The following is a 22431-nucleotide window of genomic DNA, read 5'->3' as shown; positions in this document are numbered from 1 at the left end:
CGTGCTCACCCCGTCCGGAAGGCGCGGACGACGGCGAGGGTGGTGTGCACGTCGAAGCGGTGGCCGTCGTCGCTGTCCCAGCCGCCGTCACTGCGCTGGGTGGCGGCGAGCCGGCGGCGGGCGGCCACCAGCGTCCACTCCGCCGCCGGCACGCCCACCCGGCACAGCGTCGACGCCAACCAGGCCACGTCGGCCGGGGACATGTCACCGATCCGGTCGTCGAGGACCGCCCGGATCCGCGCCGCCTCGTCGTACGCCCGCCGCAGGTGCAGGACGGCGGCGCTGAGCCACCCCACCGCCAGGTACGACGGCCAGGTGCCGTCCGGCGCGAGCGCGTCGGTCAGCGCCCGGGCGGCGGCGTGCGCCACCCCGGCGTACGCCCCGCCCACCCGGTGGTCGAGCGGGCCGGCCGCCCGGGCGTCCAGACCGGCGACGCTGAGCCAGAAGGCGGCGTTGGCGGTGAGGTACAGCCGGGCCTCCGGGTCGCCCGGCCGGGCCCAGGCCGGGGCGCTGTCGGCCAGCGCCGCGTCCTCCTCCCAGCTTCCGTCGGGCAACTGCCGGGCGGCCAGCCAGTCCAACGCGGCGCGGGCCGCCGGACGGCCCAGCGCGCCCAGGTCGTCCAGCTCGGCGAGCCGGAAACAGGTCGCGTCGACCGAGGCCACCTCGCCGGCCCGGACCGCCGGCCAGCCGCCGTCCGGCGTCGGCCCGACCTCGGCCGCGGCGAGCGCCCCCGCCGACGGTGGGGCGCCGGCGCACAGCCAGGAGAGCCTGGCGCGTTCCACCTCGTCACCGTGCGCCACGACGAATCCGATGGCGGCATTGATATCGACCACGGTCATCACGTTACCGACGGCGGCGGCGCACGTCCCGGCAGCTCGGACAAGATCACACCGGCCGCCGCCGTACCGGGAGACGCACGCGGGGCCCCCGCCGTGACGGCGGAGACCCCGGTCGGTCGGCGGATCAGTACGTGGGCAGCGACGGGTCGATCTGCTTGATCCAGGAGAGCACCCCGCCCTGGACGTGCACCGCGTCCCGGAAACCGGCCGCCTTGAGCGCGGCGAGCGCCTCGGCCGACCGCACACCGGACTTGCAGTGCAGCACGATCTGCTTGTCCTGCGGCAACGTCGACAGCGCCGCGCCGGAGAGGATCTCGCCCTTGGGGATCAGGGTCGACCCGGGGATCCGGACGATCTCGTACTCGGCCGGCTCACGGACGTCGACCAGGAAGACGTCCTTGCCGGCGTCCTGCCACTCCTTCAGCTCGGCGGCGGTGATGGTGGCGTCGAGCGTCGCCTCCTGCGCCTCGACCGACACCGCGCCGCAGAAGTCCTCGTAGTCCTCCAGCAGGTCGGTGACGGTCGGGTTCTCCCCGCACAGGACGCAGGCCGGGTCCTTCCGCACCTTGATCTTGCGGTAGGTCATCTCCAGGGCGTCGTAGACCATCAGCCGGCCGACCAGCGGCTCACCGAACCCGGCGAGCAGCTTGATCGCCTCGTTGACCTGGATCGAGCCGATCGACGCGCAGAGCACGCCGAGCACGCCACCCTCGGCGCAGGACGGCACCATGCCGGGCGGCGGGGGCTCCGGGTAGAGGCAGCGGTAGCAGGGGCCGTGCTCGGCCCAGAACACCGACGCCTGGCCGTCGAACCGGTAGATCGACCCCCAGACGTACGGCTTGCCGAGCAGCACCGCCGCGTCGTTGACCATGTACCGGGTGGCGAAGTTGTCCGTCCCGTCGACGATCAGGTCGTACCGGGCGAAGATGTCCCGGACGTTGTCCCGGTCCAGCGCGGTGTTGTGGATCTCGACGGTGACCAGCGGGTTGATCTCCCGTACGGTGTTCGCCGCGGACTCGGCCTTGGACCGGCCGACGTCGGACTGACCGTGGATGATCTGGCGCTGGAGGTTCGACTCGTCGACGGTGTCGAAGTCGATGATGCCGAGCGTCCCCACCCCGGCGGCGGCCAGGTACATCAGCGCGGGCGAGCCGAGGCCGCCGGCGCCCACACAGAGCACCCGGGCGTTCTTCAGCCGCTTCTGCCCCTCCACCCCGACGTCCGGGATGATCAGGTGACGCGAGTAACGGCGGATCTCGTCGACGGTCAGCTCGGCGGCGGGCTCGACGAGTGGGGGCAACGACACGGTGGACTCCCCGGGATCGGCGGTGGTTGCCGCGCCATTGTTGCTCGCCACAGCGCCTCCCGGCCATGAGGAGGGACACCTGGCCCGCCATGCGGGACCGGGAATAACCCCAACCACCCCACCCGACACGGCGCGGGGCCGGACCACCACTTCACGAAAACAGGAGCATCGTCCGCGGGCGACACCCCAATCTCCGCGAGACGGAGTCGATCACCCCCGGGCGGGACGGGGATCAGCCACGGGCGGCACGGGGTCAGAGGCGGGGGCCGGTGTGCTCGCGGCCGTCCAGGTACGGCCACGGGTTCGCGACGCAGCCGTTGAGGAAGAGGGTCTGCTGCATCATCACCGGCGCCGGTCGTCCCCGGCCGGGGCAACGCACGTGCCGGTGACCCAGCTCATGGCCCACCTCGTGGTTCACCACATACGTCCGGTACACCGACAGCGGCACCCCGGCGGCGACGAAGTGCGGCACGGACGTCCGCCACCGGTCGAGGTTGAGGATCACCTTCCCCGGCGCCCGGCAGGACGTGTACGGCCGACCGTCGACCCGGATGTCCACCCCGCCCGCCGCGCACATCCGCCCCGCCGTACGGGCGGTGACCAGGTAGACGGTGAAGTCGTGCGGGGCGTTGGCCGGCACCCGTTGCAGGCGCAGCCGGCCGCTGCCGATCCAGCTTCCCGGCGCGGAGAGGACCTGCGCCACCTCGGCGCCGACCACGCGGGGATCCTCCCCGGAGCCGGTCTCCACCGCCACCCGGTAGCGCCGCAGGGCGCCCGCACGCCCGGCCGGCTCGCCGGGCTCGTCGTCGTACCGGAAGGCGCCCTGCCCGGCGGACGGCACCGGACCGGGCAGCGCCAGCACCGGCGACGGGATGGGCGACGGCGACTGCGACGGGGCAGGCGTGGTCGGCGGGACCGCCGAGGCTGTCGGCGCGGCGAACGACCCGGCGGCGGCCGGCGCGGCGCCGGTCGGCCCGGTCGCGGAACGGGCCGACAGCGCCACCGCGGCGACCACGACGCCGACGGCCAGGGTGGCCAGCGCGTACGGTCGGAGCCGCCGGAACGGACGACGGGCCCGGGGGCGACGGGACGGGAACGAAGTCGACGGGGACATCCCGCTCAGCGTGCCACGTCCACCTCGGGAAGGTCGTCCGAACCTCCGGGGCGCGGACCGGAATCCCCGGATCGCGGGACGTGATCTCCGGCGCACGGGGCGGGAGAGACGGAGCGCGGGGCGGGCGACGCCGGGCGGGTGGCCGCCGCCTCGTCGAGCAGAGCCAGCACGGCCCGCGCCACCGTCCGGGGCAGCTCCATCTGCGCCACATGCCCGGCGTCCAGCATCAACAGCCGGCTGTCCGGGACGACCCGGGCGGTCTGCGGGGCCACCCGCACGTCGACCAGCCGGTCCCGCTGCCCACCCACCACCAACGTGGGGGCGCGCACCGTGGCGGCCAGCCGCCACAGCGAGTCCGGCCCCCGCAGGTACGACCGCAGGAAACTGGACACGATCCCCCGGAAGGTGCCCAGGTAGGCGGCGGCGTGATGGCTGGCCTCGTGACGCAGCCGGATCTCCTCGAGCGCCTCCCGGCGGCGCTGCTCGCCGATCCGGCTCAGGTCGGCCACGCACGCCTCCATCACCTGCTGCGCCATCACCTCCGGTGACAGCCGGGCCAGCCGCCAGGCGAACAGGCGTTCGCCCCGGGGGATCGCCAGCACGGGCAGCATGCGCCCCTGCAAGGAGCGTCGGGCGTCGAGGAACGGCAGGGCCGGCGAGATCAGGGTGAGCGTCCGGACCAGCTCGGGCCGCAACGCCGCCACCCGCACCGCGACCGTGCCGCCCAGCGAGTTGCCGAACAGGTGCACCGGGCCCCGGTCGGAGTGTTCGATCCAGCGGACCACCCGGTCGGCGAGGGACGCGACGGTGTACCGGTCGGCCGGCTCGCTGAGCCCGAACCCGGGCAGGTCGATGGCCTGCCCGTCGAGGCGGTCGGCGAGCAGGCCGGCCAGGTCGGTCCAGTTCTGCGCCGAGCCGCCCAGGCCGTGCACGTACAGGGCCGGCTCCGCGCCCCCGGTGGTCGCCGGGGTGTCCCGGACGTGGATCAGCGTGCCGTCGAGACGTACCGACCGGCCGGGCCACGGGGGCGGCAGGTGACCGGCCGGCAGTCGGTCGTCCGGCCAGAGGCTCGCGTGCTTCATGCCTCCAGTCTGCCCCGGGGCGGTCAGCGCAGCAGCGCTTCCAACCGGCGGTTGACCGCCGCCAGGGTGGCCCGGACCACCGCCTGTCGGGGGTCGCCGCCGGAGACCAGCGCCGACCCGGCGAGCTGCTCGACCCAGCCGTCGCAGACCAGCAGGACGACCACCGTGGCGACCTCGCAGGTGCCGAAGGGCACCACGGCCGCGTGCTCGACGAAACACCGCCCCCGACCGGCGCCGGCGACCCGCAGCAGCTCGTCCACGGCCGCCGCCGCGGCGACCGCGCACAGCCGCAGGACGTACCCGTCGACGGCCGGACCGACGGCCTGCCCGGCGGCGTCCCGCCCGCCGGCCATCAGCCGGACCTCGACGTCCGCGTCCAGTCCGAACGTGCTCACCTGGACGTGGTCGATCACCACGCGGGGGCCGGGCACGCCGCCGGTGTCCAGCGGCCGGGACGGCGCGGTCTCCGTCGTGGTCCGCTGCCCACCCGAGTACGACGTGCCGAGCGTCACCGGGCTGCCGGTGGCCGCGCCGCCCGGGGGCGGACACGGCGTGCCCGGCGCGGCCGGCTGTTCCTCCACCGTGGCCCGGCCCCGCGGCGCCGGCCCCGGCGGGCGGCGTCGCCGCCGCACGTCGGACGGCACCTCGGCGCGTCCCTCCGGGATCCGACCGGCCGACGCCCGGGTCTCCGGCGGTTGGCCGGCCGACGTCCGCGCGTCGGACGTGCGGGCGTCCGGCACGCGGCTCTCGAACGGCGGCCCACCGCGTCGCCGCAGCGGCGCGGCGGACGGGTCCGGGACGTGCTGCGGCGCGGCGGCCAGTCCCATCCGCTCCTGGAGCAGGCGGGCCACGTGCCGGCTCACCTCCGCCGCGTCCGCCCCGTCGGCGAGGTCCAGCCGGAGGCTGTGCGCGCCGGCCGGGGTACGTCGCAGCGACGCGTCACGGACCCCGTCCACCCCTCGGACGGCGTCGAGGATCGCGTCGACGTCGAACCCCTCCGGGCGCTCCTGTGGCGGGGCCGGCTCGTCCTCCCGACGCAGGTGGGTGGCGATGCGGGCGAGTTCGGGAGTGTGGGCGGGGGGCTCCACGGCAGGCGGCTCCGGCACGACGGGCACATCCGGCTCGGCGGGTACGCGCTGGGGCAGCACCGCCGGCCTGCCGTCCGGCCGACGGTCGGCGACGGTGGGCTCGGCCGGGGGAGCCGGGTCGGGCGCGGATCGGCGGGCCGTGTACGGGGATGCGCTCGCCGGGGCGGGCGCGGGCGGGGGAAGTTCGGCGCGGTCGGCGCCGCTCGTGGCGGACGACGGAACCGGACCGGTTCCGGTGAGATCCGGATGGTGACCGGGGGGCACCTCCACCGGTGGGGGCTGGTCGGCTTCGGCGGCTTCCGGCCGGAGCCGGAACGGTCGGGTGGCGCGGACGTCGGCCAGGGACGTCGGCTGGTCGGCGGGCATCGCAGCGGGCCCGGCCGCCGAGGACGCGAACGCCGGACGACCGGCCGCCGCCCGGCTGGTCTCGTCCACCGGGTACGGCGGACGCGGTTCCGCCTCCGGCTGGTAGGCGCGGCGTCCGGCGGACGGGTAGCCGGCGGCCCGACCCTCGGTCGACCCCGCCGACCCGGCGGCACCGAAACCACTCGGCCCGGTGTCGACGGGCCGGCGCGGCCCGGCGTCGGCGAAGCCACGCGACCCGGGGTCGACAGGCCGACCGGACTCGGCGTCACCGAAGCCACGCGACCCGGGAGCGCCCGCGTCCGGCGGCGGGGCCCAGCCGGCCGGAACGTCCTCGCGGGCGCGGCTCTCCCGGGAACGGCGGCCGACCGGCTCGTCGCCCCGGAAGTCGTCCCGGAAGCGGTCCGACCGGGAGCGTCGGCCGGGAGCGCCGTCCTCCCGGGGCCAGGGGCCGCCCGACCCCCGGGGCCAGGGGTCGTCGTCTTCCCCGGGCCGTGGGCTGTCGCCCTCCCGGGACCAGGATCCGCCGTCCTCCCGGAACCGGCGACTGGCATCCTCCCGGGAGCGGGGGCTGTCGTCTTCCCGGGACCGGGATCCGTCGTCCTCCCGGAACCGGGGGCTGTCGTCCTCCCGGGGCAGGGGCGAGGCCGGCTCGCCGGACCGGGGGGAGGCCCAGCCGCCACCCGCCCAGGCGGGTCGTTGCGGGGCGTCGTCGGCCCGGGCGGGCCGCTCCGGATCGTCGCCACCCCACCCCCGGGGAGGCCCGGAGTCAGCCGTACCCCGGCCCGGCCGGTCGGGGTCGGCGGCGTCGGCGGCGTCGGCCGGGCCGGGGCCGGCAGTGGGGGCCCAGCTCGGCGGGGCGGGCTGCGCGGCCGGCGACGGATCGTCGGTGGCCGGGCCACCCGGGCCGGCCGGTGGCACGTTGTCGCCCGGGCCGGTGACGGAGTGCGGCGCCGGTGGGGCGGAGGACGGTCGACCCGCCCCCGGCCAGCGGTCCGGACGGGCGGTCGGCGGCTCGTCGGAAGCGTGCCGCGCCGACCCGGTGTCCGCCGGCAGCACCGGGTGGGCGCCGGTCGGGTAGCGGGTCGCCCCGGGCGTCACGACGGGGTGCGCGCCGGTCGGCTGCCGGACCGCCCCGCCCGCGTCGACCAGGGGTTGCGGGCCGGTGGGGTGGCGCAGCGGAGCCTGCTCCGGGGCGACGACGGGGTGCCCGCCGGTCGGCTGCCGCAGCGCTCCGTCGGCCTCCGGCCCCGGCTCGCCGAGCTGCTCGGTCGGGGGGGCGGGCCGTTGGGCGGGCACGGCCAACCGGCCGTGGTCGGGATCACGGGTGTCGTCGGCCCGGCCGGGGGGCGCGCTGACCGGGGTCAGCCGGCCCCGCACCGACTCGTCGGAGCGCGGAGAGCCGTCGGGGTACGGGGGGCCGTCGGGGCGCGGGTGGCCGTTGACGCGCTGCCGGCCGTTGACCCGGGTCGGCAGCTCACTCGGGCCGACCGGCGAACCGGTCGCCCCGACCAGGGGCGCGGGCAGATCGCCGTGCCGGGTGGACGAGGCGGCCCAACCGCCACCCGCGTCCGGGGAACGCTCGGACGAACGCCACCCGCCCAGGGCCGGCTCGGACCGGGACCCGCCGTCGGCGGCACGCGACCAGCCGGCGCCCGACGGCGCCCAGGCACTGGCCGAGTGGGCCAGGTCGTCGTGTCGACCCGTCCCGTCGTCGTGCTCTCCCGGGGTGGCGGCACCGGGTTGCCCTGTTTCATCCACCGCGCGCTCCTTGGTCGCCCCCGCTGAGGCTACCGTGTGGTGACAGTGGCGATAAGTTACAGCGGCGGGCCAATTCGGCGACGGAACGAGTGACCCGACCGGCTCGGGCGGCGCGAGCCGGCCCGTACGGAGAAACTCGGAGGTTGCCATGACGGCTGTGGGGAACGGCGCCCAGACCGCCGGCCGTCCCACGCGTCTGCCCCGGTCGGCGCGGCGCAAGCAGCTGCTCGCGGCGGCGCAGGAGGTGTTCGTCGCGCAGGGCTACCACGCGGCGGCGATGGACGACATCGCCGAGCGGGCCGGGGTCTCCAAGCCCGTCCTGTACCAGCACTTCCCCGGCAAGCTGGAGCTCTATCTCGCGCTGTTGGACACGCACTGTGACGCGATAGTGGCCAAGGTGCACGAGGCGATGCGGGAGACCAGCGACAACAAGGAGCGGGTCGGCGGGGCGGTCCGGGCGTACTTCGACTTCGTCGACCACGAGAGCGAGGCGTTCCGGCTGGTCTTCGAGTCGGACCTGCGCAACGAGCCGGCCGTCCGGCAGCGGGTGGAGCGGGTCGAGCAGGGCTGCATCGCGGCGATCACCGACACGATCATCTCCGACACCGGCGTCAGCCGGGCGCACGCCGAGCTGCTCGCGTCCGGCCTGGTGGGGGCGGCGGAGACGGCCGCACAGTTCTGGTTGGCCGGTGGCCGTCGGGTGCCCAAGGCGGAGGCCGAGGCGCTGCTCGCCGCGCTCTCCTGGCGGGGGATCGCCAGTTTCCCCCTCCAGGGTGAGCCGCCGGCCGGGAGCGCCCAGACCGAGTCGGCGTGACCATTGCGTCCCGGGATCGGCTAGCCTTCCCAGGGCGGCTATTTCGCCCGGATGAGGAGGCACCGTGGAGGTCAAGATCGGCGTGCAGTACGCGCCGCGCGAGCTGGTTCTGGAGAGCGCCCAGTCGCCGGCCGAGATCGAGCAGATCGTGACCGACGCCTTCGCCAAGAGCGAGGGCACGCTCTCGCTGACCGACGAGAAGGGTCGGCGGGTCATCGTGCCGGTCGGCAAGGTCGCCTACGTGGAGATCGCCGAGGCGTCGCCCCGGGCGGTCGGGTTCACCGTCCGCTGATCCCATCGGGTCGCCGCGGCAGGTGACCAGCACCTCACCTGCCGCGGACGGACCACCGGAGGCGCGACGCGCTCCGGCTCTTCACGGTCGTGTCACGAATCTCCCGGTTGTCCGGCCCGGTGGCGGTCGTCCGCCCGGGTGGGCGCGTAGGTCGTCCGGGCAGGTCGTCGCCCAGCGGGGCAGACGTCCGCAGCCCGCCACCTTGTGACCCGAGTCACAACCTTCACCCCCCGCTGAGCCGCCCCGGAATCGAACCGGGACGACGGCCGGCTCCACCAGCTAGTATGGGGCAGTTGCCGTGGGTGCCGTCGGCGAGGTCACCTGCCGCAGGTGCGGCCGTCGATCCGGCCTGACGTCCTGCCCACGGCGCGCGTGCGGCCCGGTCCGGCACGGCGACTCCGCCGCCGACCGTGTGGCCCGCGCCACTACCGACCGCGCCCTGATGACATGACGGGGCGCACCACGAGAGGGCACCCCCAACACCACATGAGCGAACAGAATCTCATCCCGGAGGGCCAGGAGCTGGCCCCGACAGCCCCGGTACGTCCGGAGGCCCCGACCTTCGCCGAGCTGGGCGCGCGACAGGAGACGGTCGAGGCGCTCGCCGCCGCCGGCATCACCCGCGCCTTCGCCATCCAGGAGTACGCGCTCCCGATCGCGCTGCGCGGCACCGACCTGATCGGGCAGGCCCCGACGGGCACCGGCAAGACCCTCGGCTTCGGCGTGCCGCTGCTGGAGCGGGTCTTCGCGCCCGACGAGGGCAGCGACGGCGTGCCGCAGGCCCTGGTCGTCGTACCCACCCGCGAGCTGGGCATCCAGGTCGCCAAGGATCTGGCCGCCGCCGGTCGCACACGGGGCGTGCGGGTGCTGCCGATCTACGGCGGCGTCGCGTACGAGCCGCAGATCGACACGCTGCGCAAGGGCGTCGAGATCCTGGTCGGCACCCCGGGCCGGCTGCTCGACCTGGCCAAGCAGAAGCACCTGCGGCTGGACCGGGTGCACGCGCTGGTGCTGGACGAGGCCGACCGCATGCTCGACCTGGGCTTCCTCGACGACGTCGAGAAGATCCTGTCGATGCTGCCGGAGGACCGGCAGACCATGCTCTTCTCGGCCACCATGCCGGACCCGATCGTCACGCTGTCCCGGCGCTTCCTGCGTCGGCCGGTGACGATCCACGCCGGGCACACCGCCGAGACCGGCCCGTCGCCGCAGACCCAGCAGCTCGCGTACCGGACCCACTCGCTGAACAAGATGGAGATCGTGGCCCGCATCCTCCAGGCGGAGGGCCGTGCCCTGACCATGATCTTCACCCGGACCAAGCGGGCCGCCGACCGGCTGGCCGAGGATCTCGACTTCCGCGGTTTCGCGGTCGCCGCGGTCCACGGCGACCTGGGGCAGGGCGCGCGGGAACGGGCGCTGCGGGCCTTCCGGGCCGGCAAGATCGACACGCTGGTCGCCACCGACGTCGCCGCCCGGGGCATCGACGTCAGCGGCGTCACCCACGTGATCAACTACGACTGTCCGGAAGACCAGGACACCTACACCCACCGGATCGGCCGCACCGGCCGGGCCGGGGCCACCGGCGTCGCGGTGACCTTCGTCGACTGGGACGACATGCCCCGCTGGCGGATCATCGACAAGACCCTCGGGTTGGATCTCCCCGAGCCGCCGGAGACGTACCACACCTCTCCGCACCTCTACACCGACCTGGGCATCCCCACCGAGATCACCGGCACCCTGCCGACCGCGGAGCGGACCCGGGCCGGGCTGGCCGCAGAGGTCGAGGAGGACCTCGGCGGTGGCCGCCGCCGGGGCGAGGGGGGCCGCCGGAACGAGCGTTCCCGCCGCCCCGCCCGGCGATCCGACTCCACCGACAACGCCCCCGCCGCCCCGTCGGCCCCGGGGGCGGCCGACGAGGAGACGACCCGCACGCCGCGCCGTCGGCGGCGCCGCCGGGCCGGTGAGGTCGTCGCCGACAACGGCGTCACCGCGGGGACCGACACGTCGGCCGACGGACCGGCCACGGCGGGCGACCGGCCCGCCGCGACCCCGGGCGACGGGGACGCCGTCCGCTCCACCGAGGGCGACGCCACCAGGCCCCGCCGCCGTCGTCGTCGCCGCTCCACGGGCGCCGGCGTGCCGACCGAGGCGATCGCCGACTGACGTCCGTGCCTCCCGTGTCCCCCGCGCCGACCCCGGCCCGGGGGACACGCCCTTTTCCGGGTACGACCGGACGCCTCCCCCGACGCCGGGACAGGGTGCCCTTCCTCGCGTACGGCAGGGGGCGGGGATGATGGGGGGATGGCCGTACCGCTCGACACCGCGCTCACCGACATCCGTGCCCTGCTGCTCGACCCGGCCCTCACCAGGGCGGTCGCGGCAGGACGACGACGCGGGCGGCGACCGTCGGTGGTCCGCGCGGAGCTGCGCCCGGTCACCCTGAAGGCCGGGCCCCGGATCCAGATCTCCACCTCCGACGGCAACCGCCCGCACACCCGCAACGTGGCCCCCGGACCGGAGGCGGACGCGGCCGTCGACGCCCTGCTCGCCGAGCCGTTCGGCAACTGGCACGTGGAGACCACGGACGCCACCGTCCAACTCCGGGTGACCAAGTCCGGCGAGGCCCAGGTGCACCGGTCGGCGGCCGTCCGGGCGGCCGCCGCGCACGACGGGCACGACCGGGAGAAGGAGTACCTGCTCGACCCGGGTGACCCGATCTTCGCCGAGATCGGCGGGTCGGCGGCGAAGCGACGCCAGGTGGACGCGTTCCTGCGGGCGCTCGCCGCCACGCTGCCCGACGACCTGACCGGGCCGCTGCGCGTGGTCGACCTGGGCTGCGGAAACGCCTACCTGACCTTCGCCGCGTACCGCTACCTCGACCAGCGTGGGCTGGCCGTGGAGCTGGTCGGCGTGGACGTCCGGGAGGACCAGCGGCAGCGCAACACCGCCATCGCCGAGCGGCTCGGCTGGGCCGACCGGGTCCGGTTCGTCGCCGGCGCCATCCTCGACGCCGAGGTGGACCCGGCCCCCGACCTGGTGCTCGCGTTGCACGCCTGCGACACCGCCACCGACGAGGCGCTGGCCCGGGCGGTGCGGTGGGGGGCCCGCTGGGTGCTGGCCGCCCCGTGCTGCCACCACGACATCGCCGCGCAGCTCCGCTCCCGGCCCGCGCCGGCCCCGTACGAGCTGCTCACCCGGCAGGGCATCCTGCGGGAGCGGTTCGCCGACGTGCTCACCGACGCCCTGCGGGCCGGTCTGCTGCGCTCACACGGGTACCGGGCCGAGGTGGTGGAGTTCGTCGACTCCCGGCACACGCCGCGGAACCTGCTGATCCGCGCCCGCCGGACCGGCGTCGGGGGCGACGAGCAGCGCTCCGACTACCGGACCCTGGTCGACCAGTGGCAGGTCACGCCACGTCTGGAGACGCTGCTCGACCCGGCCCGCTGACCGGGCGGCCGGGCGCCCGCCACCGCCGCCGACCCGGGGCGGCCAGAAGCCGTCACGGCCGACGGTCAGACGGCCGGGGTCGGCACGGTCAGGAGGCCGGGGTCGGCACGGCCTTGGACGGTCGGGGTCGTCACGGCCGCCGGCCCGGGCGGCCGGGCTCCGGCGGGGACATCGGGAAGGGGACGACCTTGGCCGGGCTCTCCGAATTGCCCACGGCGGCGAAGGCGTTCCAGGAGATGTCCACCAGCACCCGCTTCAACTCGGCGTGCCGGACGGCGGCGTTGTGCTGCAACGCCAGCCGGACGCCGAGCGCCAGGCCCGCCGCGGTGGTCGCCAGCGCGCCGGTCGCGGCCAGCAGGTGCGGCACGCCGAGCGTCCCGCCCCGAAGCGCCAGGACGACCAGCCAGCCCCAGAAACCGGCGGCGAAGACTGCCGCTTTGGCCACGAAGAAGACGCTGACCGCACCCGGGCGGTGTGACAGGGGACGGCTGGAGTCGGCCATGCTGCTCCTCGACGCTGGTGGCGGGCCCTGCGGAGGAACTGACGGACGGATCCGGTCGGCGATCCGCCGGCGTTCGGGCAATCGCATATCCGGCAGGTGGGATTACCCTCGAAGGGCACCGTCCGGTGCATCCGGCCGGAAAGGGACATCCGCAGATGGGTTCCTCCGCAGAGGCTACGCCGCAGATGGCCTTCGCCCGCTTCGTACGGCGGGTCATCGACGACGCCCGCGAGCAGCGGGGCTGGACGGTCACCGAGCTGGCCGCCCACACCGGCGTCGGCCGTTCCACGGTCTTCCGCTGGCTGGCCGGCGACTGGCACGACTACCCGGAGCTGGCCAAGGTGCGTGGCTTCTGCGCCGCCCTGGACGTGCCGGTCGCGGCGGCCTTCCGGGCGCTCGGGCTGCCCGACGGTCCACCGACGGCCCGGCGTGCCGTCGACGACGCCCCGGTCGAGGCGGACGTGCAGATGATCCTGGCCCGGCTGGCCGACCCGACCGTGCCGGCCGACGAGAAACACCAGATCCGGGACCTGCTGCGCTACCTCGCCCGCCGCCCCGCCCGGCAGGCCGGCTGACCGCCGGCACGGCCCGTCGCGGCACGGCACGGCACGGCACAGGATCAGGGGACGCTCAGTGTGAACTCGGCGGTGCGTACCTGGCCGGCGACCTGGAAGTCGAAGTAGAGCCGGTAGCGGCCGGGGCCGGGCACGGTGAGCTGGAACGCCACCGCGTCCCCGGCCAGCTCGGTGTCGGGGTGCACGTGCAGGTAGCCGAGGTCGCCTTCGCGCAGCACGACCAGGTGCCCGTACGCGCCCAGGTAGGGCTCCAGCGTCGGCGTGGTCGCGCCGGCCCGTACCCGGAACCGCACCGGGACGTCCACCCCGATCGCGGGGCTGCCCTCGTAGCCGACGGTGAACCCGTCGACAGTGGCCTGCCGGTCCGCCGCCGGCAGCGGCCGGGGAACGTACCCGCCGGGGGCGACCAGGTCCACCCCCAGGGTCACCGGGACCTGCGTGCCGTCGGCGGTCACCGCGGTGAAGTCCGCGTACGCCCGCCAGACGCCCGGCTGCGGCAGGGTCAACGGCACCGACCAGGTGCCGTCGGCCGCCATGCCCGGGTGCAGGTGCTGGAAACCGCTCAGGTCCCGGCGTACCACGATCAGGTGCAGCGGCCGGTCGTGCACGATCGCGAACCGGGTGACCGGCCGCTGTCCCGCGTCGCGGATCTGGAACCGGAACTCGCCGGCCCGACCGGCGGCGAACTCCCCGCCCAGCGGGGTCAGCGTATAGCCGGCTGAGGTGACCGCCAGACCGCCGACGCCCGGCTCGCCCGCGCCCGGCGGGTGGGTGTGGTCGCCGCCGGCCGCCAGGGCCGACCCGGCCGCCGAAGACGGGCCGGAGTTGAGCCGCCCCACCCCGAAGCCGAGCAGCAGCGAGAGGACCAGACCGCCCACCACCAGCGCAAGCCGGAGCGTGCTGGCGGGAAGCTGGTCGGTCATGGGGCCCACGGTACCGTCGGGGTCGACGGCGTCCGGGCGACATCGGCAGGGCGTGGCGACCGTCGCAATCCGCCCGCCCGGGGAACTTTTCCACCCCGGCCGGCCCGCGACCGCCTGAGCGTCCCGCCCGGCCGGCGACCGGCCGTGGTCGGGGCCGGCCCGGGAGCCGCCGGCCCGCGACCGCCCGGCCGGATCAGTCGGGTCAGCCGGCGATCGCCAGGGCCAGGGGCAGGACGTCCGGCGCGCCGTGCCGGCGGAGCAGCCGGGCCACGATGGCCATCGTCCAGCCCGAGTCGACCAGGTCGTCGACGAGCAGCACCGGCCCGGCGAGCCCGGCGAGGGCGTCGGCCAGGTCGGCTGGCACGGTGAAGGCGTCGTGCAGCGCGCGTACCCGCTGGGCGCTGTTGCCGCGCGGCCCGTCCCCGGCCCCTGCGCCCGCCGGACCGGCAGCCGGACCAGCCGGGCCGGCAGCCGGACCAGCCGGACCGGCAGCCGGACCAGCCGGACCGGCAGCCGGACCAGCCTGGACCGCCGTCGGATCGGCAGCAGGGGCGGCCGGGTCGGTCGGGTGGACCTGGCCGAGCAGCGGCAGCCGGCCGACGGCGGCGATCCGCTCGGCCAGTGAGCCGACCAGCCGGGGCCGACGCCGGGAGCCGACCGCCACCACGCCGACCGGCCGGCGCGGCCACGGGTCGTCGCCGTGCGCCCAGTCCCGGAGCACCTCGACGACGGCCGCGGCCACGTCGTCCGGCACCGGCGCGTCGAGCGTCGCCGGGTCGAGCAGCGCCCGCAGCCGGCCACCCCAGCCCAGGTCGGAGAGCCGCCCCACGGCCCGCCCGGCCAGCGCCTGCTCGCCCGCCGGGATACGCCCCTTCAGCGGTACGCCCACCGCGTCCAGCCCGGTCGGCCAGAGCTTCTTGGGCGGCACCACCGCGCCGGGGCGGCCGAGGAACGCCTGCGCGGCGGCGAGCGCCGGATCGGACACGGCGTCGTCGAACAGGGGGCCGGCGCACCTGTCGCACCGGCCGCAGTCGGTGGCCGTGTCGTCGTCCAGGCGTTCCCGTAGATACCGCAGGCGGCAGCCGGGCGTGGTCGCGTACTCGCGCATGGCCTGTTGCTCGACGGCGCGGGCCTGGGCGACGCGGCGCAGCCGGGCCTCGTCGTAGGCCCACGGCTCGCCGGTGGCGAGCCAGCCGCCGCGGACCCGGCGGACCGCGCCGTCCACGTCGAGGACCTTGAGCATCATCTCCAGGCGGGCCCGGCGCAGGTCGACGACGGGTTCGAGGGCCTGGGTGGAGGTCGGCCGGTCGGCGCGCAGGGCGGCCAGCACGGTACGGACCCGGTCCTCGGGCGGGAAGGCCAGCGAGGCGAAGTACCGCCAGATGGCCGCGTCCTCGACGCCGGGCAGCAGCAGCACCTCGGCGTGCGCGACGGCCCGGCCGGCGCGGCCGACCTGCTGGTAGTAGGCGATCGGCGAGGGTGGCGCGCCGAGGTGCACGACGAAGCCGAGATCCGGCTTGTCGAAGCCCATGCCGAGCGCCGACGTGGCGACCAGCGCCTTGATCTTGTTGTCGAGGAGGTCCTGTTCGGCGGCCCGCCGGTCGGCGTCCTCGGCCTGCCCGGTGTACGCGGCCACCGGGTAGCCGCGCGAGCGGAGGAAGTCGGCGGTCTCCCCCGCCGCCGCGACGGTGAGCGTGTAGACGATGCCCGAGCCGGGCAGCCGGTCCAGGTGGTCGGCGAGCCAGCCGAGCCGGTGCGCCGGGCTGGGCAGGTCGACCACGCCCAGCCGCAGCGACTCCCGGTCCAGGCTGCCGCGCAGCACCAGCACGTCGTCCGGGTCGTGGGAGGTGGTGCCGAGCTGCTCGGCGACGTCGGTGGTGACCCGGGCGTTGGCGGTGGCGGTGGTGGCGAGCACCGGCGTACGGGTCGGCAGGTTCGCCAGGAACGTCCGCAGGCGGCGGTAGTCGGGTCGGAAGTCGTGCCCCCAGTCGGAGACGCAGTGCGCCTCGTCGACCACGAGCAGCCCGGTCGTCGCGGCCAGCTTCGGCAGGACAGTGTCCCGGAAGTCGGGGTTGTTGAGGCGTTCCGGGCTGATCAGCAGCACGTCGACGGCGCCGGCGTGGATCTCGGCGGTGATCCCGTCCCACTCGTCGAGGTTCGCCGAGTTGATGGTGCGGGCCCGGATGCCGGCCCGCCCGGCCGCCTCCACCTGGTTACGCATCAGCGCCAGCAGCGGCGAGACGATCACCGTCGGCCCGTGCCCGCCGTGCTCCCCCGGCCCGTTGTGTTCCCCCGCCGTCGGCGGGCCGGCGGGTTCACCGCGCTCGCGCAGCAGGGCGGTGGCGACGAAGTACACCGCCGACTTGCCCCATCCGGTGCGTTGCACGCAGAGCACCCGCCGCCGGTCGACCACCAGCGCCTCGATGGCCCGCCACTGGTCCTCCCGCAGGCGGGCGTGCTCGCCCGCCAGCCGCCGCAGCACCTCCTCCGCCCGCTCCCGCACGCTCTCCCGCATCCCACCTTCCTACCACCCACCCCCGCCCACCCTGTCGATCAAGAGCTTCGTGCGCCGCCGGGGCGCGAAAACCTCATGATCAACGGCCTGATGGGGTCGAGCGGGGGGTGCGGAGGGCGCGGGTGAGGGGGGCGAGGCGGGTGGTGAGGGTGGCCAGGCCACCGGGGAAGAAGTAGACGGCCAGGATGAAGACCGTGCCGAGGACGAACAGCGGTTGCGAGAGCGGGGCGCTGAGCCACCCGGGCAGGGCGTCGACCGCCTCGCTCGCCCCGAACGCGGTCAGCCGGTGGTCCAGGTACATGTAGAGGACACCGCCCAGCACCGGCCCCCAACGGGTGCCGGGGCCACCCAGCACCACCATGACCAGCAGGGACAGCGTCAGCTCGCTGGAGGTGATGTGCGGAGACGCGCCGCCGACGATCAGGCAGTACACCACCCCGCCGCCCGCCGCCAGGCCGCCGGCCAGGGTGAACGCGACAAGCTTGAAGCGGTACGGGTCCAGCCCGAGCACCCCGATCCGCCGTTCGTCGTCGCGCAGCCCGGCGAGCACCCGCCCGGTCGGCGAGGCGGCCACCCGGTGCACCACCAGCACCACCACCGCCAGGTACGCCAGCGCCAACCAGTACAGGTTCACCGTGTTCGTCACCCCGACCAGGGCGGCGGGCAGCCCGGACACGTCCAGCGGCAGCCCCTCCTCGCCGCCGGTCAGCCCGCCGAAGTCCCGGGCCACCAGGATCGCCCCGACCTGGGCGAACGCCAACGTCACCATGGCGAACGCGATACCCACCGTCCGCAACGCGACCGCGCCGAGCAGCGCGGCGAGGATCGTCCCGCCGGTCACGGTGAGCAGCGCCGCCTGCCACAGCGGCAGCCCGGCCCGGGTGACCAGGATGTCGGTGCCGTACACGCCGGCGGCGAAGTAGAGCGCGTGCCCGAAGGAGAGCATCCCGGTCCGCCCGAACAGCAGGTCGTAGCCGGCGGCGAGCCCGCCGAAGACCAGGCAGATGGCGAGCAGTTGCAGGGTGCCGGGCGAGTTCAGCGGCCCCTCGAAGATCCCCGGCAGGCGCGCCGTCGAGTACGGCAGGACCGCCGCCACCGCCAGCGCCGCCAACGGCAGGAACGGGCGTACCCGCTGCCAGCGTGACGGGCGCTGCGGCCCGGCGGGCGGGGCGGCGACCGGCGTACCGGTGACCGCGTCGACCACGGAGTTCGTCATGCGGTGGCCACCTTCCCGGCGATGCCCTGCGGGCGGAGCAGCAGCACCACGGCCAGCAACGCGACGACGCAGACGTCACCGAGGCCGGAGGTGCCGTAGTAGTTGACGAACTGTTGCAGCAACCCGACCGCGACCGCCGCGTAAGCGGAACCGACCACCGAGCCCATCCCGCCGATCACCACCACGATGAACGCGAAGATCAGCAGCGAGCCGCCCTGCCCCGGCGAGACCGACCCGAAGTAGACGCCGCCGAGCGCGCCGGCCAGCGCGGCAGCCGCCCCGCCGATCGCGAAGACCAGGGTGAACGCCTTCCGCACGTCGATGCCGAGCGCGGTGACCATCTCCCGGTTCTCCACCCCGGCCCGGATCACCAGGCCGTACCGGGTGAACCGGAGGAACGCCAGCAGCGCGGCCAGCACCAGCGCCGCCGCGACGATCAGCAGCAGCCCGGCGTTGGGCACCCGCGCCCCGAGCACCGACGTCACCTCCCGGGTCCACTCCGGCCTCGGGAACGGGCGCGGGTCGGCCCCCCACACCGCCTGGAGCAGCGCCACCCCGGCCAGCGACAGACCGACGGTGACCAGCACCTGCGCGATGGTGCGGGAGTACAGCGGGCGGATCAGCACCAGCTCCACCAGCACCGCGACCAGCGCGCCGGTGAGCACCCCGAACGCGGCGGCCACCACGAACCCGAGGCCGTCCGGGCCGGCGCCGGGCAGGTTCCCCGCCGCCCACCAGGTCGCGTACGCGCCGACGCCGAGGAACAGCCCGTGCGCGAAGTTGAGCACGTCGGCCAAGCCGAACACCAGGGACAGCCCGGACGCGACCAGGAAGTACAGCGCGGCCAACCCCAGCCCGGTCAACGTGAGCAGCACGACGGTGTTCATGGTTGCCCGTCCTTCCGCGCGGCCGGAGCGTGCGCCGCCGTCCGCGTACCGTGGCCGTGGCCGTGGCCGTGGCCGTGGCCATGGCCGTCGCCGTGGGGGGCCTCCGCCGAGCCGACGCCGAGCAGGGAGCGGGTCAGCTCCGCCTCGGCGAGCAGGTCCCGGGCGTCGCCGGTCCAGGCGACCCGACCGGCGGCGAGCACCACCGCCGAGTCGGCCAGCCGGCGTACCACGGCGAGGTTCTGCTCGACGAGCAGCACCGGCACCGTCTCGGCGACCCGTTCCAGCACCTCGGCCACCTCGGTCACCACCTTCGGGGCGAGCCCCTTCGTCGGCTCGTCCACCAGGAGCAGCCGGTTGTCGTTGAGCAGCACCCGGCCGATCGCCAGCATCTGCTGCTGACCGCCGGAGAGCGAGCCGGCCCGCTGGCGTCCCCGCCGCTCCAGCTCCGGAAAGAGCGAGAACACCCGCTCGTACGCGGGAGAGGCGCCGCGCCGTTCGGCGAGCCGAAGGTTCTCCGCGACGGTGAGCCCGGCGAACACGCAGCGGTCCTCCGGCACGTAGCCGAGCCCGTCCCGGATCAGCCGGTGGGTGGGCCGGTCGAGCAGGCTCCGCCCGCCCATCCGGACCCGACCGGTCACCTCCCCGCCGGCCGGGGTGAGGCCGACGACCGCGCGCAACGTGGTGGTCTTGCCGACCCCGTTGCGGCCCAGCAGCACGGTCACCCCGGTCGGCGCGACCTCGAACGACACCCCCTGGAGGATGTGCAGCCCGGCGATCCGCACCGACAGATCCTCGACGGTGAGGACGGCTGTCGGAGCGTCACCTTCCGTTCGCGACTGCGGGGCTCGCAAACCCGGCTCACTCCTCGCGCTCACAAGCCCCACCTCTCGCTCGCGACTGCGGGGCTCGCAAACCCGGCTCACTCCTCGCGCTCACAAGCCCCACCTCTCGCTCGCGACTGCGGGGCTCGCAAACCCGGCTCACTCCTCGCGCTCACAAGCCCCACCTCTCGCTCGCGACTGCGGGGCTCGCAAACCCGGCTCACTCCTCGCGCTCACAAGCCCCACCTCTCGCTCGCGACTGCGGGGCTCGCAAACCCGGCTCACTCCTCGCGCTCACAGTTGCTCTCCCAGGTAGGCCTCTTGCACGGTCGGGTTGGCCATCACCGTCTCCGGGGTGTCGCAGGCCAGCAGCGCGCCGTGGTGCATCACGGCGATCCGGTCGGCCAGCTCCAGGATCACGTCCATGTGGTGTTCCACCATCAGCACCGCCCGACCGCTGTCCCCGGTCAACGACCTGATCACCCCGACCAGCTCGGGCACGTCCTCGGCGCTGACCCCGGCCATCGGCTCGTCCAGCAGCATCACCCGGGGTTCCCCGGCCAGCAGCAGGGCGATCTCCAGCTTGCGTTTCTCGCCGTGCGCGAGGGTGCCGGCGAGCGCCGTACCCCGGTGGGCGAGGCCGACCCGGTCGAGCGCCGCGTCGGCGGCGGCGACCACCTCCCGGTCGGCCGCCGCCCGCCGCCACAGCCTCATCGAACCCCCGCGGTACGCCTGGACGGCGAGCCGCACGTTCTCCCGCACGCTGAGCGAGCCGAAGACCGACGACGCCTGGAAGGTACGGCCCAGCCCGAGGCGGGCCCGCCGGTGCGGCGGCAGGGCGCTGACGTCCCGGCCGTCCAGCAGGACCGTGCCGGCGGTGGGCCGACGCAGGCCGGTGATCAGGTTGAACAGCGAGGTCTTGCCGGCGCCGTTCGGCCCGATCACGCCGAGGAACTCCCCCGGCGACAGGTCGAATGCCACGTCGTCGACGATGGCGACCTCACCGATCCGCCAGGTCAGACCGCGGGTGGCGAGCATGCTCCGCCTCAGCCCTTCATCGCGGCGACCGGCGGGGCGGTCTCGTCACCGGTGAGGGCCTTCTGCGCGGTCGCGGTGAACGCGGTGCCGCTGCCGGTCAGGCTGGCCTGGTACATCGGCTGGAGCAGGGCGTGGTCCTCCTTACGGATGGTCATCGGGCCCTTGACCCCGTCGAACGTCCAGCCTTCCAGGGCGGTGACCATCTTCTCCACGTCGTCGCCGCCCTCGGTCACCGCGCGGACCACCATCTGCGCGGCGGCGAACCCGTCCGGGTGGAACAGGTCGAGCGTCCCGCCGGCGACCTTCGCCTTGGCGGCCTTGGCGGCCTCCGTGTCGCTGGCCCCGTCGAAGTAGTGCGACAGGAACGAGATCTTGCTGCCGGCCGCGCCGAAGGTCGGCCAGGAGGCGCGGATGTCCAGGCCGGTGACGACCGTGGTGGAGGTCAGCACGCCCTGCTGGTCGAGGGTCTGCCACATGGCCGGGGCGGTCGTGCCGGCCCAGGCGACGAAGAGCAGATCCGGCTTGGCGGCGGTGATCTGGCTGGCGAACGGGGTGAAGTCGGTGGCACTGGCCGGGGCCCGGACGCTGCTCACCGTCGCGCCGGCGCCGCCGATGACCGCCTTGACGGCAGCCTCGTTGGCGTCACCGAACGCGCCGTCCTGGGCGAACACGACGACCTTCTTGCCGGTCGGGTCGCCGATGAACGACCGGGCGGTCACCACGTCCTGGTACGACTGCCGGCCGGACCGGAACGTGTACCGGTTGGCCCCGGTGATGCCGTCGGTGGCGGCCGGGCCGGAGATGAACAGGACCTTGTTCTGCGCGGCGATCGGGGCGACCTGCAACGCCACCCCGGAGGCGGTGGACCCGGCGAGGATCTTGTGCCCCTTGCCGATCAGGTCCTTCGCCGCCGACACGGCCTTGGCCGGGTCGCCCGCGTCGTCCACCTCGACGACCTCGATGGTCCGGCCGTCGACCTTGCCGGTTCCGTCGGTGGCGAAGTCCAGCCCCGCCCGGAACCCTTCGATGTACTGCTTGCCGTAGCTGGCCAGCGCTCCCGACTGGGAGTACACCAGCCCGACCTTGACCGGGGCGGCGTCGTCACCGCCACCACCGGCGGTCTCCTGCGGGCTGCCGCAGGCGGTCGCGGCGACCGCCGCGGCCATCATGGTGGCGGCGGCGAGGACCGCGCGCCGCGTCGTCCGGACCGTCATGGCGACTCCACGTGATGCTTCGGGGAAGAGAATTCGTTGTCGGCTCACGCTAGGAGTGACGTCACCCACGGGCCATGTGGTCACCACACACAAGTGGCACCCTCGGGATGGCCGCCGGGGACAACCGTGCTCCCCGATGTTTCCTTTCGATGGCCGTCGTCCCCACCCGCCCGCTCATGACGGTGTCGACTTCCCCCACGGCGTGCAGGCAGGGGGCGGCACCCTGTCAACGCCTGGCGTACACGCTTCGGGCGGGAGCGGACGCGCTCAGCGGGACGGACGCTGGATGGCGGGATCGGATGGGTGGGGCGCGCAGGCGCCCAGGTGGCGGGCGGGTCGTGGGCAGCGTCGGCCGCCGTCGAGCGGACGGTCGCAGTAGACCCGGTGCCGTACGCCCTGCTCGTCCTCGTACGACACGGTGGCCTCGGCCCGATCCACGTCGGCGAGGAAGCTCACCGCCTGAGCGACCGAGCGGGCGAATCGCAGGGCGGCAGCCAGATCGGCGGCGACCACCGGCAGATGCGCCACGAACCGTTGCCGTTCCCCGCTCACGGACGCTCCCCCGGTCACGGACGCTCCCCCGGTCACGGACGCTCCCCCGGTCACGGACGCTCCCCCGGTCACGGAAGCTCCC

The 22431-nt window shown here is 75.0% G+C and carries 19 protein-coding genes; 5 read left to right on the top strand and 14 right to left on the bottom strand.

Annotated features, from left to right (window positions below; genetic code table 11):
- Positions 1 to 5: 5 nt before the first annotated feature.
- The 5 genes from O7606_RS23430 to O7606_RS23410 all read right to left on the bottom strand — a co-directional run bounded on the left by O7606_RS23430 (position 6) and on the right by O7606_RS23410 (position 6431).
- Entirely contained in the window at positions 6 to 839 is an 834-nt protein-coding gene (locus O7606_RS23430) for a prenyltransferase/squalene oxidase repeat-containing protein (protein ID WP_281596172.1), read from the bottom strand.
- Between the two features lie 124 nt (positions 840 to 963).
- Positions 964 to 2196, bottom strand: coding sequence for an adenylyltransferase/sulfurtransferase MoeZ (moeZ, locus tag O7606_RS23425; RefSeq protein WP_348651121.1), 1233 nt, complete (start codon positions 2194 to 2196; stop codon positions 964 to 966).
- A 202-nt stretch (positions 2197 to 2398) separates the two neighbouring features.
- Positions 2399 to 3259 (bottom strand): DUF3152 domain-containing protein, encoded by an 861-nt coding sequence (locus O7606_RS23420; protein WP_281596171.1) that lies wholly within the window; start codon positions 3257 to 3259, stop codon positions 2399 to 2401.
- A 5-nt stretch (positions 3260 to 3264) separates the two neighbouring features.
- Complete coding sequence (locus O7606_RS23415) at positions 3265 to 4341, bottom strand: alpha/beta hydrolase (protein ID WP_281596170.1); 1077 nt, start codon at positions 4339 to 4341, stop codon at positions 3265 to 3267.
- A 23-nt stretch (positions 4342 to 4364) separates the two neighbouring features.
- Positions 4365 to 6431, bottom strand: coding sequence for a hypothetical protein (locus O7606_RS23410; RefSeq protein ID WP_281599833.1), 2067 nt, complete (start codon positions 6429 to 6431; stop codon positions 4365 to 4367).
- 1270 nt (positions 6432 to 7701) lie between these two features.
- Between O7606_RS23410 and O7606_RS23405 the strand changes: the two genes are divergently transcribed.
- The 4 genes from O7606_RS23405 to O7606_RS23390 all read left to right on the top strand — a co-directional run bounded on the left by O7606_RS23405 (position 7702) and on the right by O7606_RS23390 (position 12106).
- The gene (locus O7606_RS23405; protein WP_281596169.1) at positions 7702 to 8367 is read left to right on the top strand and encodes a TetR/AcrR family transcriptional regulator; all 666 of its coding nucleotides are present in this window, start codon (positions 7702 to 7704) and stop codon (positions 8365 to 8367) included.
- 64 nt (positions 8368 to 8431) lie between these two features.
- Positions 8432 to 8659 carry a DUF3107 domain-containing protein gene (locus O7606_RS23400; protein ID WP_013288692.1) on the top strand — a complete coding sequence of 76 codons (228 nt, stop codon included), beginning with the start codon at positions 8432 to 8434 and terminating at the stop codon, positions 8657 to 8659.
- Between the two features lie 486 nt (positions 8660 to 9145).
- Positions 9146 to 10822, top strand: coding sequence for a DEAD/DEAH box helicase (locus O7606_RS23395; protein ID WP_281596167.1), 1677 nt, complete (start codon positions 9146 to 9148; stop codon positions 10820 to 10822).
- Positions 10823 to 10960: 138 nt separating this feature from the next.
- Positions 10961 to 12106 (top strand): SAM-dependent methyltransferase, encoded by a 1146-nt coding sequence (locus tag O7606_RS23390; RefSeq protein WP_281596166.1) that lies wholly within the window; start codon positions 10961 to 10963, stop codon positions 12104 to 12106.
- Between the two features lie 130 nt (positions 12107 to 12236).
- Here O7606_RS23390 and O7606_RS23385 read toward each other — a convergent pair whose 3' ends face one another.
- On the bottom strand, positions 12237 to 12551 hold the full coding sequence (locus O7606_RS23385; RefSeq protein ID WP_281596165.1) for a hypothetical protein: 315 nt from the start codon (positions 12549 to 12551) through the stop codon (positions 12237 to 12239).
- Positions 12552 to 12763: 212 nt separating this feature from the next.
- On the opposite strand from O7606_RS23385, the gene O7606_RS23380 reads away from it, so the two are divergent.
- Positions 12764 to 13183 carry a helix-turn-helix transcriptional regulator gene (locus tag O7606_RS23380; RefSeq protein WP_281596164.1) on the top strand — a complete coding sequence of 140 codons (420 nt, stop codon included), beginning with the start codon at positions 12764 to 12766 and terminating at the stop codon, positions 13181 to 13183.
- A 44-nt stretch (positions 13184 to 13227) separates the two neighbouring features.
- Here O7606_RS23380 and O7606_RS23375 read toward each other — a convergent pair whose 3' ends face one another.
- From O7606_RS23375 to O7606_RS23340, 8 genes are all read right to left on the bottom strand, one after another.
- Positions 13228 to 14106, bottom strand: coding sequence for a hypothetical protein (locus tag O7606_RS23375; protein WP_281596163.1), 879 nt, complete (start codon positions 14104 to 14106; stop codon positions 13228 to 13230).
- A 202-nt stretch (positions 14107 to 14308) separates the two neighbouring features.
- Positions 14309 to 16621, bottom strand: coding sequence for a DEAD/DEAH box helicase (locus O7606_RS23370; protein ID WP_281596162.1), 2313 nt, complete (start codon positions 16619 to 16621; stop codon positions 14309 to 14311).
- Between the two features lie 79 nt (positions 16622 to 16700).
- Positions 16701 to 17837 (bottom strand): branched-chain amino acid ABC transporter permease, encoded by a 1137-nt coding sequence (locus O7606_RS23365; protein WP_281596161.1) that lies wholly within the window; start codon positions 17835 to 17837, stop codon positions 16701 to 16703.
- Positions 17834 to 18724, bottom strand: a complete 891-nt coding sequence (locus O7606_RS23360) for a branched-chain amino acid ABC transporter permease (protein ID WP_281596160.1) — start codon at positions 18722 to 18724, stop codon at positions 17834 to 17836. The genes O7606_RS23365 and O7606_RS23360 overlap by 4 nt, the downstream gene beginning before the upstream one ends.
- A complete protein-coding gene (locus O7606_RS23355) occupies positions 18721 to 19575 on the bottom strand; it encodes an ABC transporter ATP-binding protein (RefSeq protein ID WP_281596159.1) in 855 nt (284 codons plus the stop codon). Before O7606_RS23355 ends, O7606_RS23360 begins: the two co-directional genes overlap by 4 nt.
- A 264-nt stretch (positions 19576 to 19839) precedes the next feature.
- Positions 19840 to 20583: an ABC transporter ATP-binding protein gene (locus tag O7606_RS23350; RefSeq protein ID WP_281596158.1), complete on the bottom strand. Its 744-nt coding sequence runs from the start codon at positions 20581 to 20583 to the stop codon at positions 19840 to 19842.
- Between the two features lie 8 nt (positions 20584 to 20591).
- Positions 20592 to 21797: a substrate-binding domain-containing protein gene (locus O7606_RS23345; protein WP_281596157.1), complete on the bottom strand. Its 1206-nt coding sequence runs from the start codon at positions 21795 to 21797 to the stop codon at positions 20592 to 20594.
- Positions 21798 to 22064: 267 nt separating this feature from the next.
- Complete coding sequence (locus O7606_RS23340; protein WP_281596156.1) at positions 22065 to 22349, bottom strand: hypothetical protein; 285 nt, start codon at positions 22347 to 22349, stop codon at positions 22065 to 22067.
- Between the last annotated feature and the right edge of the window lie 82 nt (positions 22350 to 22431).

The sequence above is a fragment of the Micromonospora sp. WMMD882 genome (assembly GCF_027497255.1).
GTDB lineage: Bacteria > Actinomycetota > Actinomycetes > Mycobacteriales > Micromonosporaceae > Micromonospora.
This window is presented reverse-complemented; position numbering and strand designations above follow the sequence as displayed.

Excerpts from the sequence above, each read along its gene's own strand:
- O7606_RS23430 (WP_281596172.1), bottom strand. The coding sequence starts at position 839 with ATGACCGTGGTCGATATCAATGCCGCCATCGGATTCGTCGTGGCGCAC.
- O7606_RS23420 (WP_281596171.1), bottom strand. The coding sequence starts at position 3,259 with ATGTCCCCGTCGACTTCGTTCCCGTCCCGTCGCCCCCGGGCCCGTCGT.
- O7606_RS23415 (WP_281596170.1), bottom strand. The coding sequence starts at position 4,341 with ATGAAGCACGCGAGCCTCTGGCCGGACGACCGACTGCCGGCCGGTCAC.
- O7606_RS23405 (WP_281596169.1), top strand. The coding sequence starts at position 7,702 with ATGACGGCTGTGGGGAACGGCGCCCAGACCGCCGGCCGTCCCACGCGT.
- O7606_RS23395 (WP_281596167.1), top strand. The coding sequence starts at position 9,146 with ATGAGCGAACAGAATCTCATCCCGGAGGGCCAGGAGCTGGCCCCGACA.
- O7606_RS23390 (WP_281596166.1), top strand. The coding sequence starts at position 10,961 with ATGGCCGTACCGCTCGACACCGCGCTCACCGACATCCGTGCCCTGCTG.
- O7606_RS23380 (WP_281596164.1), top strand. The coding sequence starts at position 12,764 with ATGGGTTCCTCCGCAGAGGCTACGCCGCAGATGGCCTTCGCCCGCTTC.
- O7606_RS23375 (WP_281596163.1), bottom strand. The coding sequence starts at position 14,106 with ATGACCGACCAGCTTCCCGCCAGCACGCTCCGGCTTGCGCTGGTGGTG.
- O7606_RS23370 (WP_281596162.1), bottom strand. The coding sequence starts at position 16,621 with ATGCGGGAGAGCGTGCGGGAGCGGGCGGAGGAGGTGCTGCGGCGGCTG.
- O7606_RS23365 (WP_281596161.1), bottom strand. The coding sequence starts at position 17,837 with ATGACGAACTCCGTGGTCGACGCGGTCACCGGTACGCCGGTCGCCGCC.
- O7606_RS23360 (WP_281596160.1), bottom strand. The coding sequence starts at position 18,724 with ATGAACACCGTCGTGCTGCTCACGTTGACCGGGCTGGGGTTGGCCGCG.
- O7606_RS23350 (WP_281596158.1), bottom strand. The coding sequence starts at position 20,583 with ATGCTCGCCACCCGCGGTCTGACCTGGCGGATCGGTGAGGTCGCCATC.
- O7606_RS23345 (WP_281596157.1), bottom strand. The coding sequence starts at position 21,797 with ATGACGGTCCGGACGACGCGGCGCGCGGTCCTCGCCGCCGCCACCATG.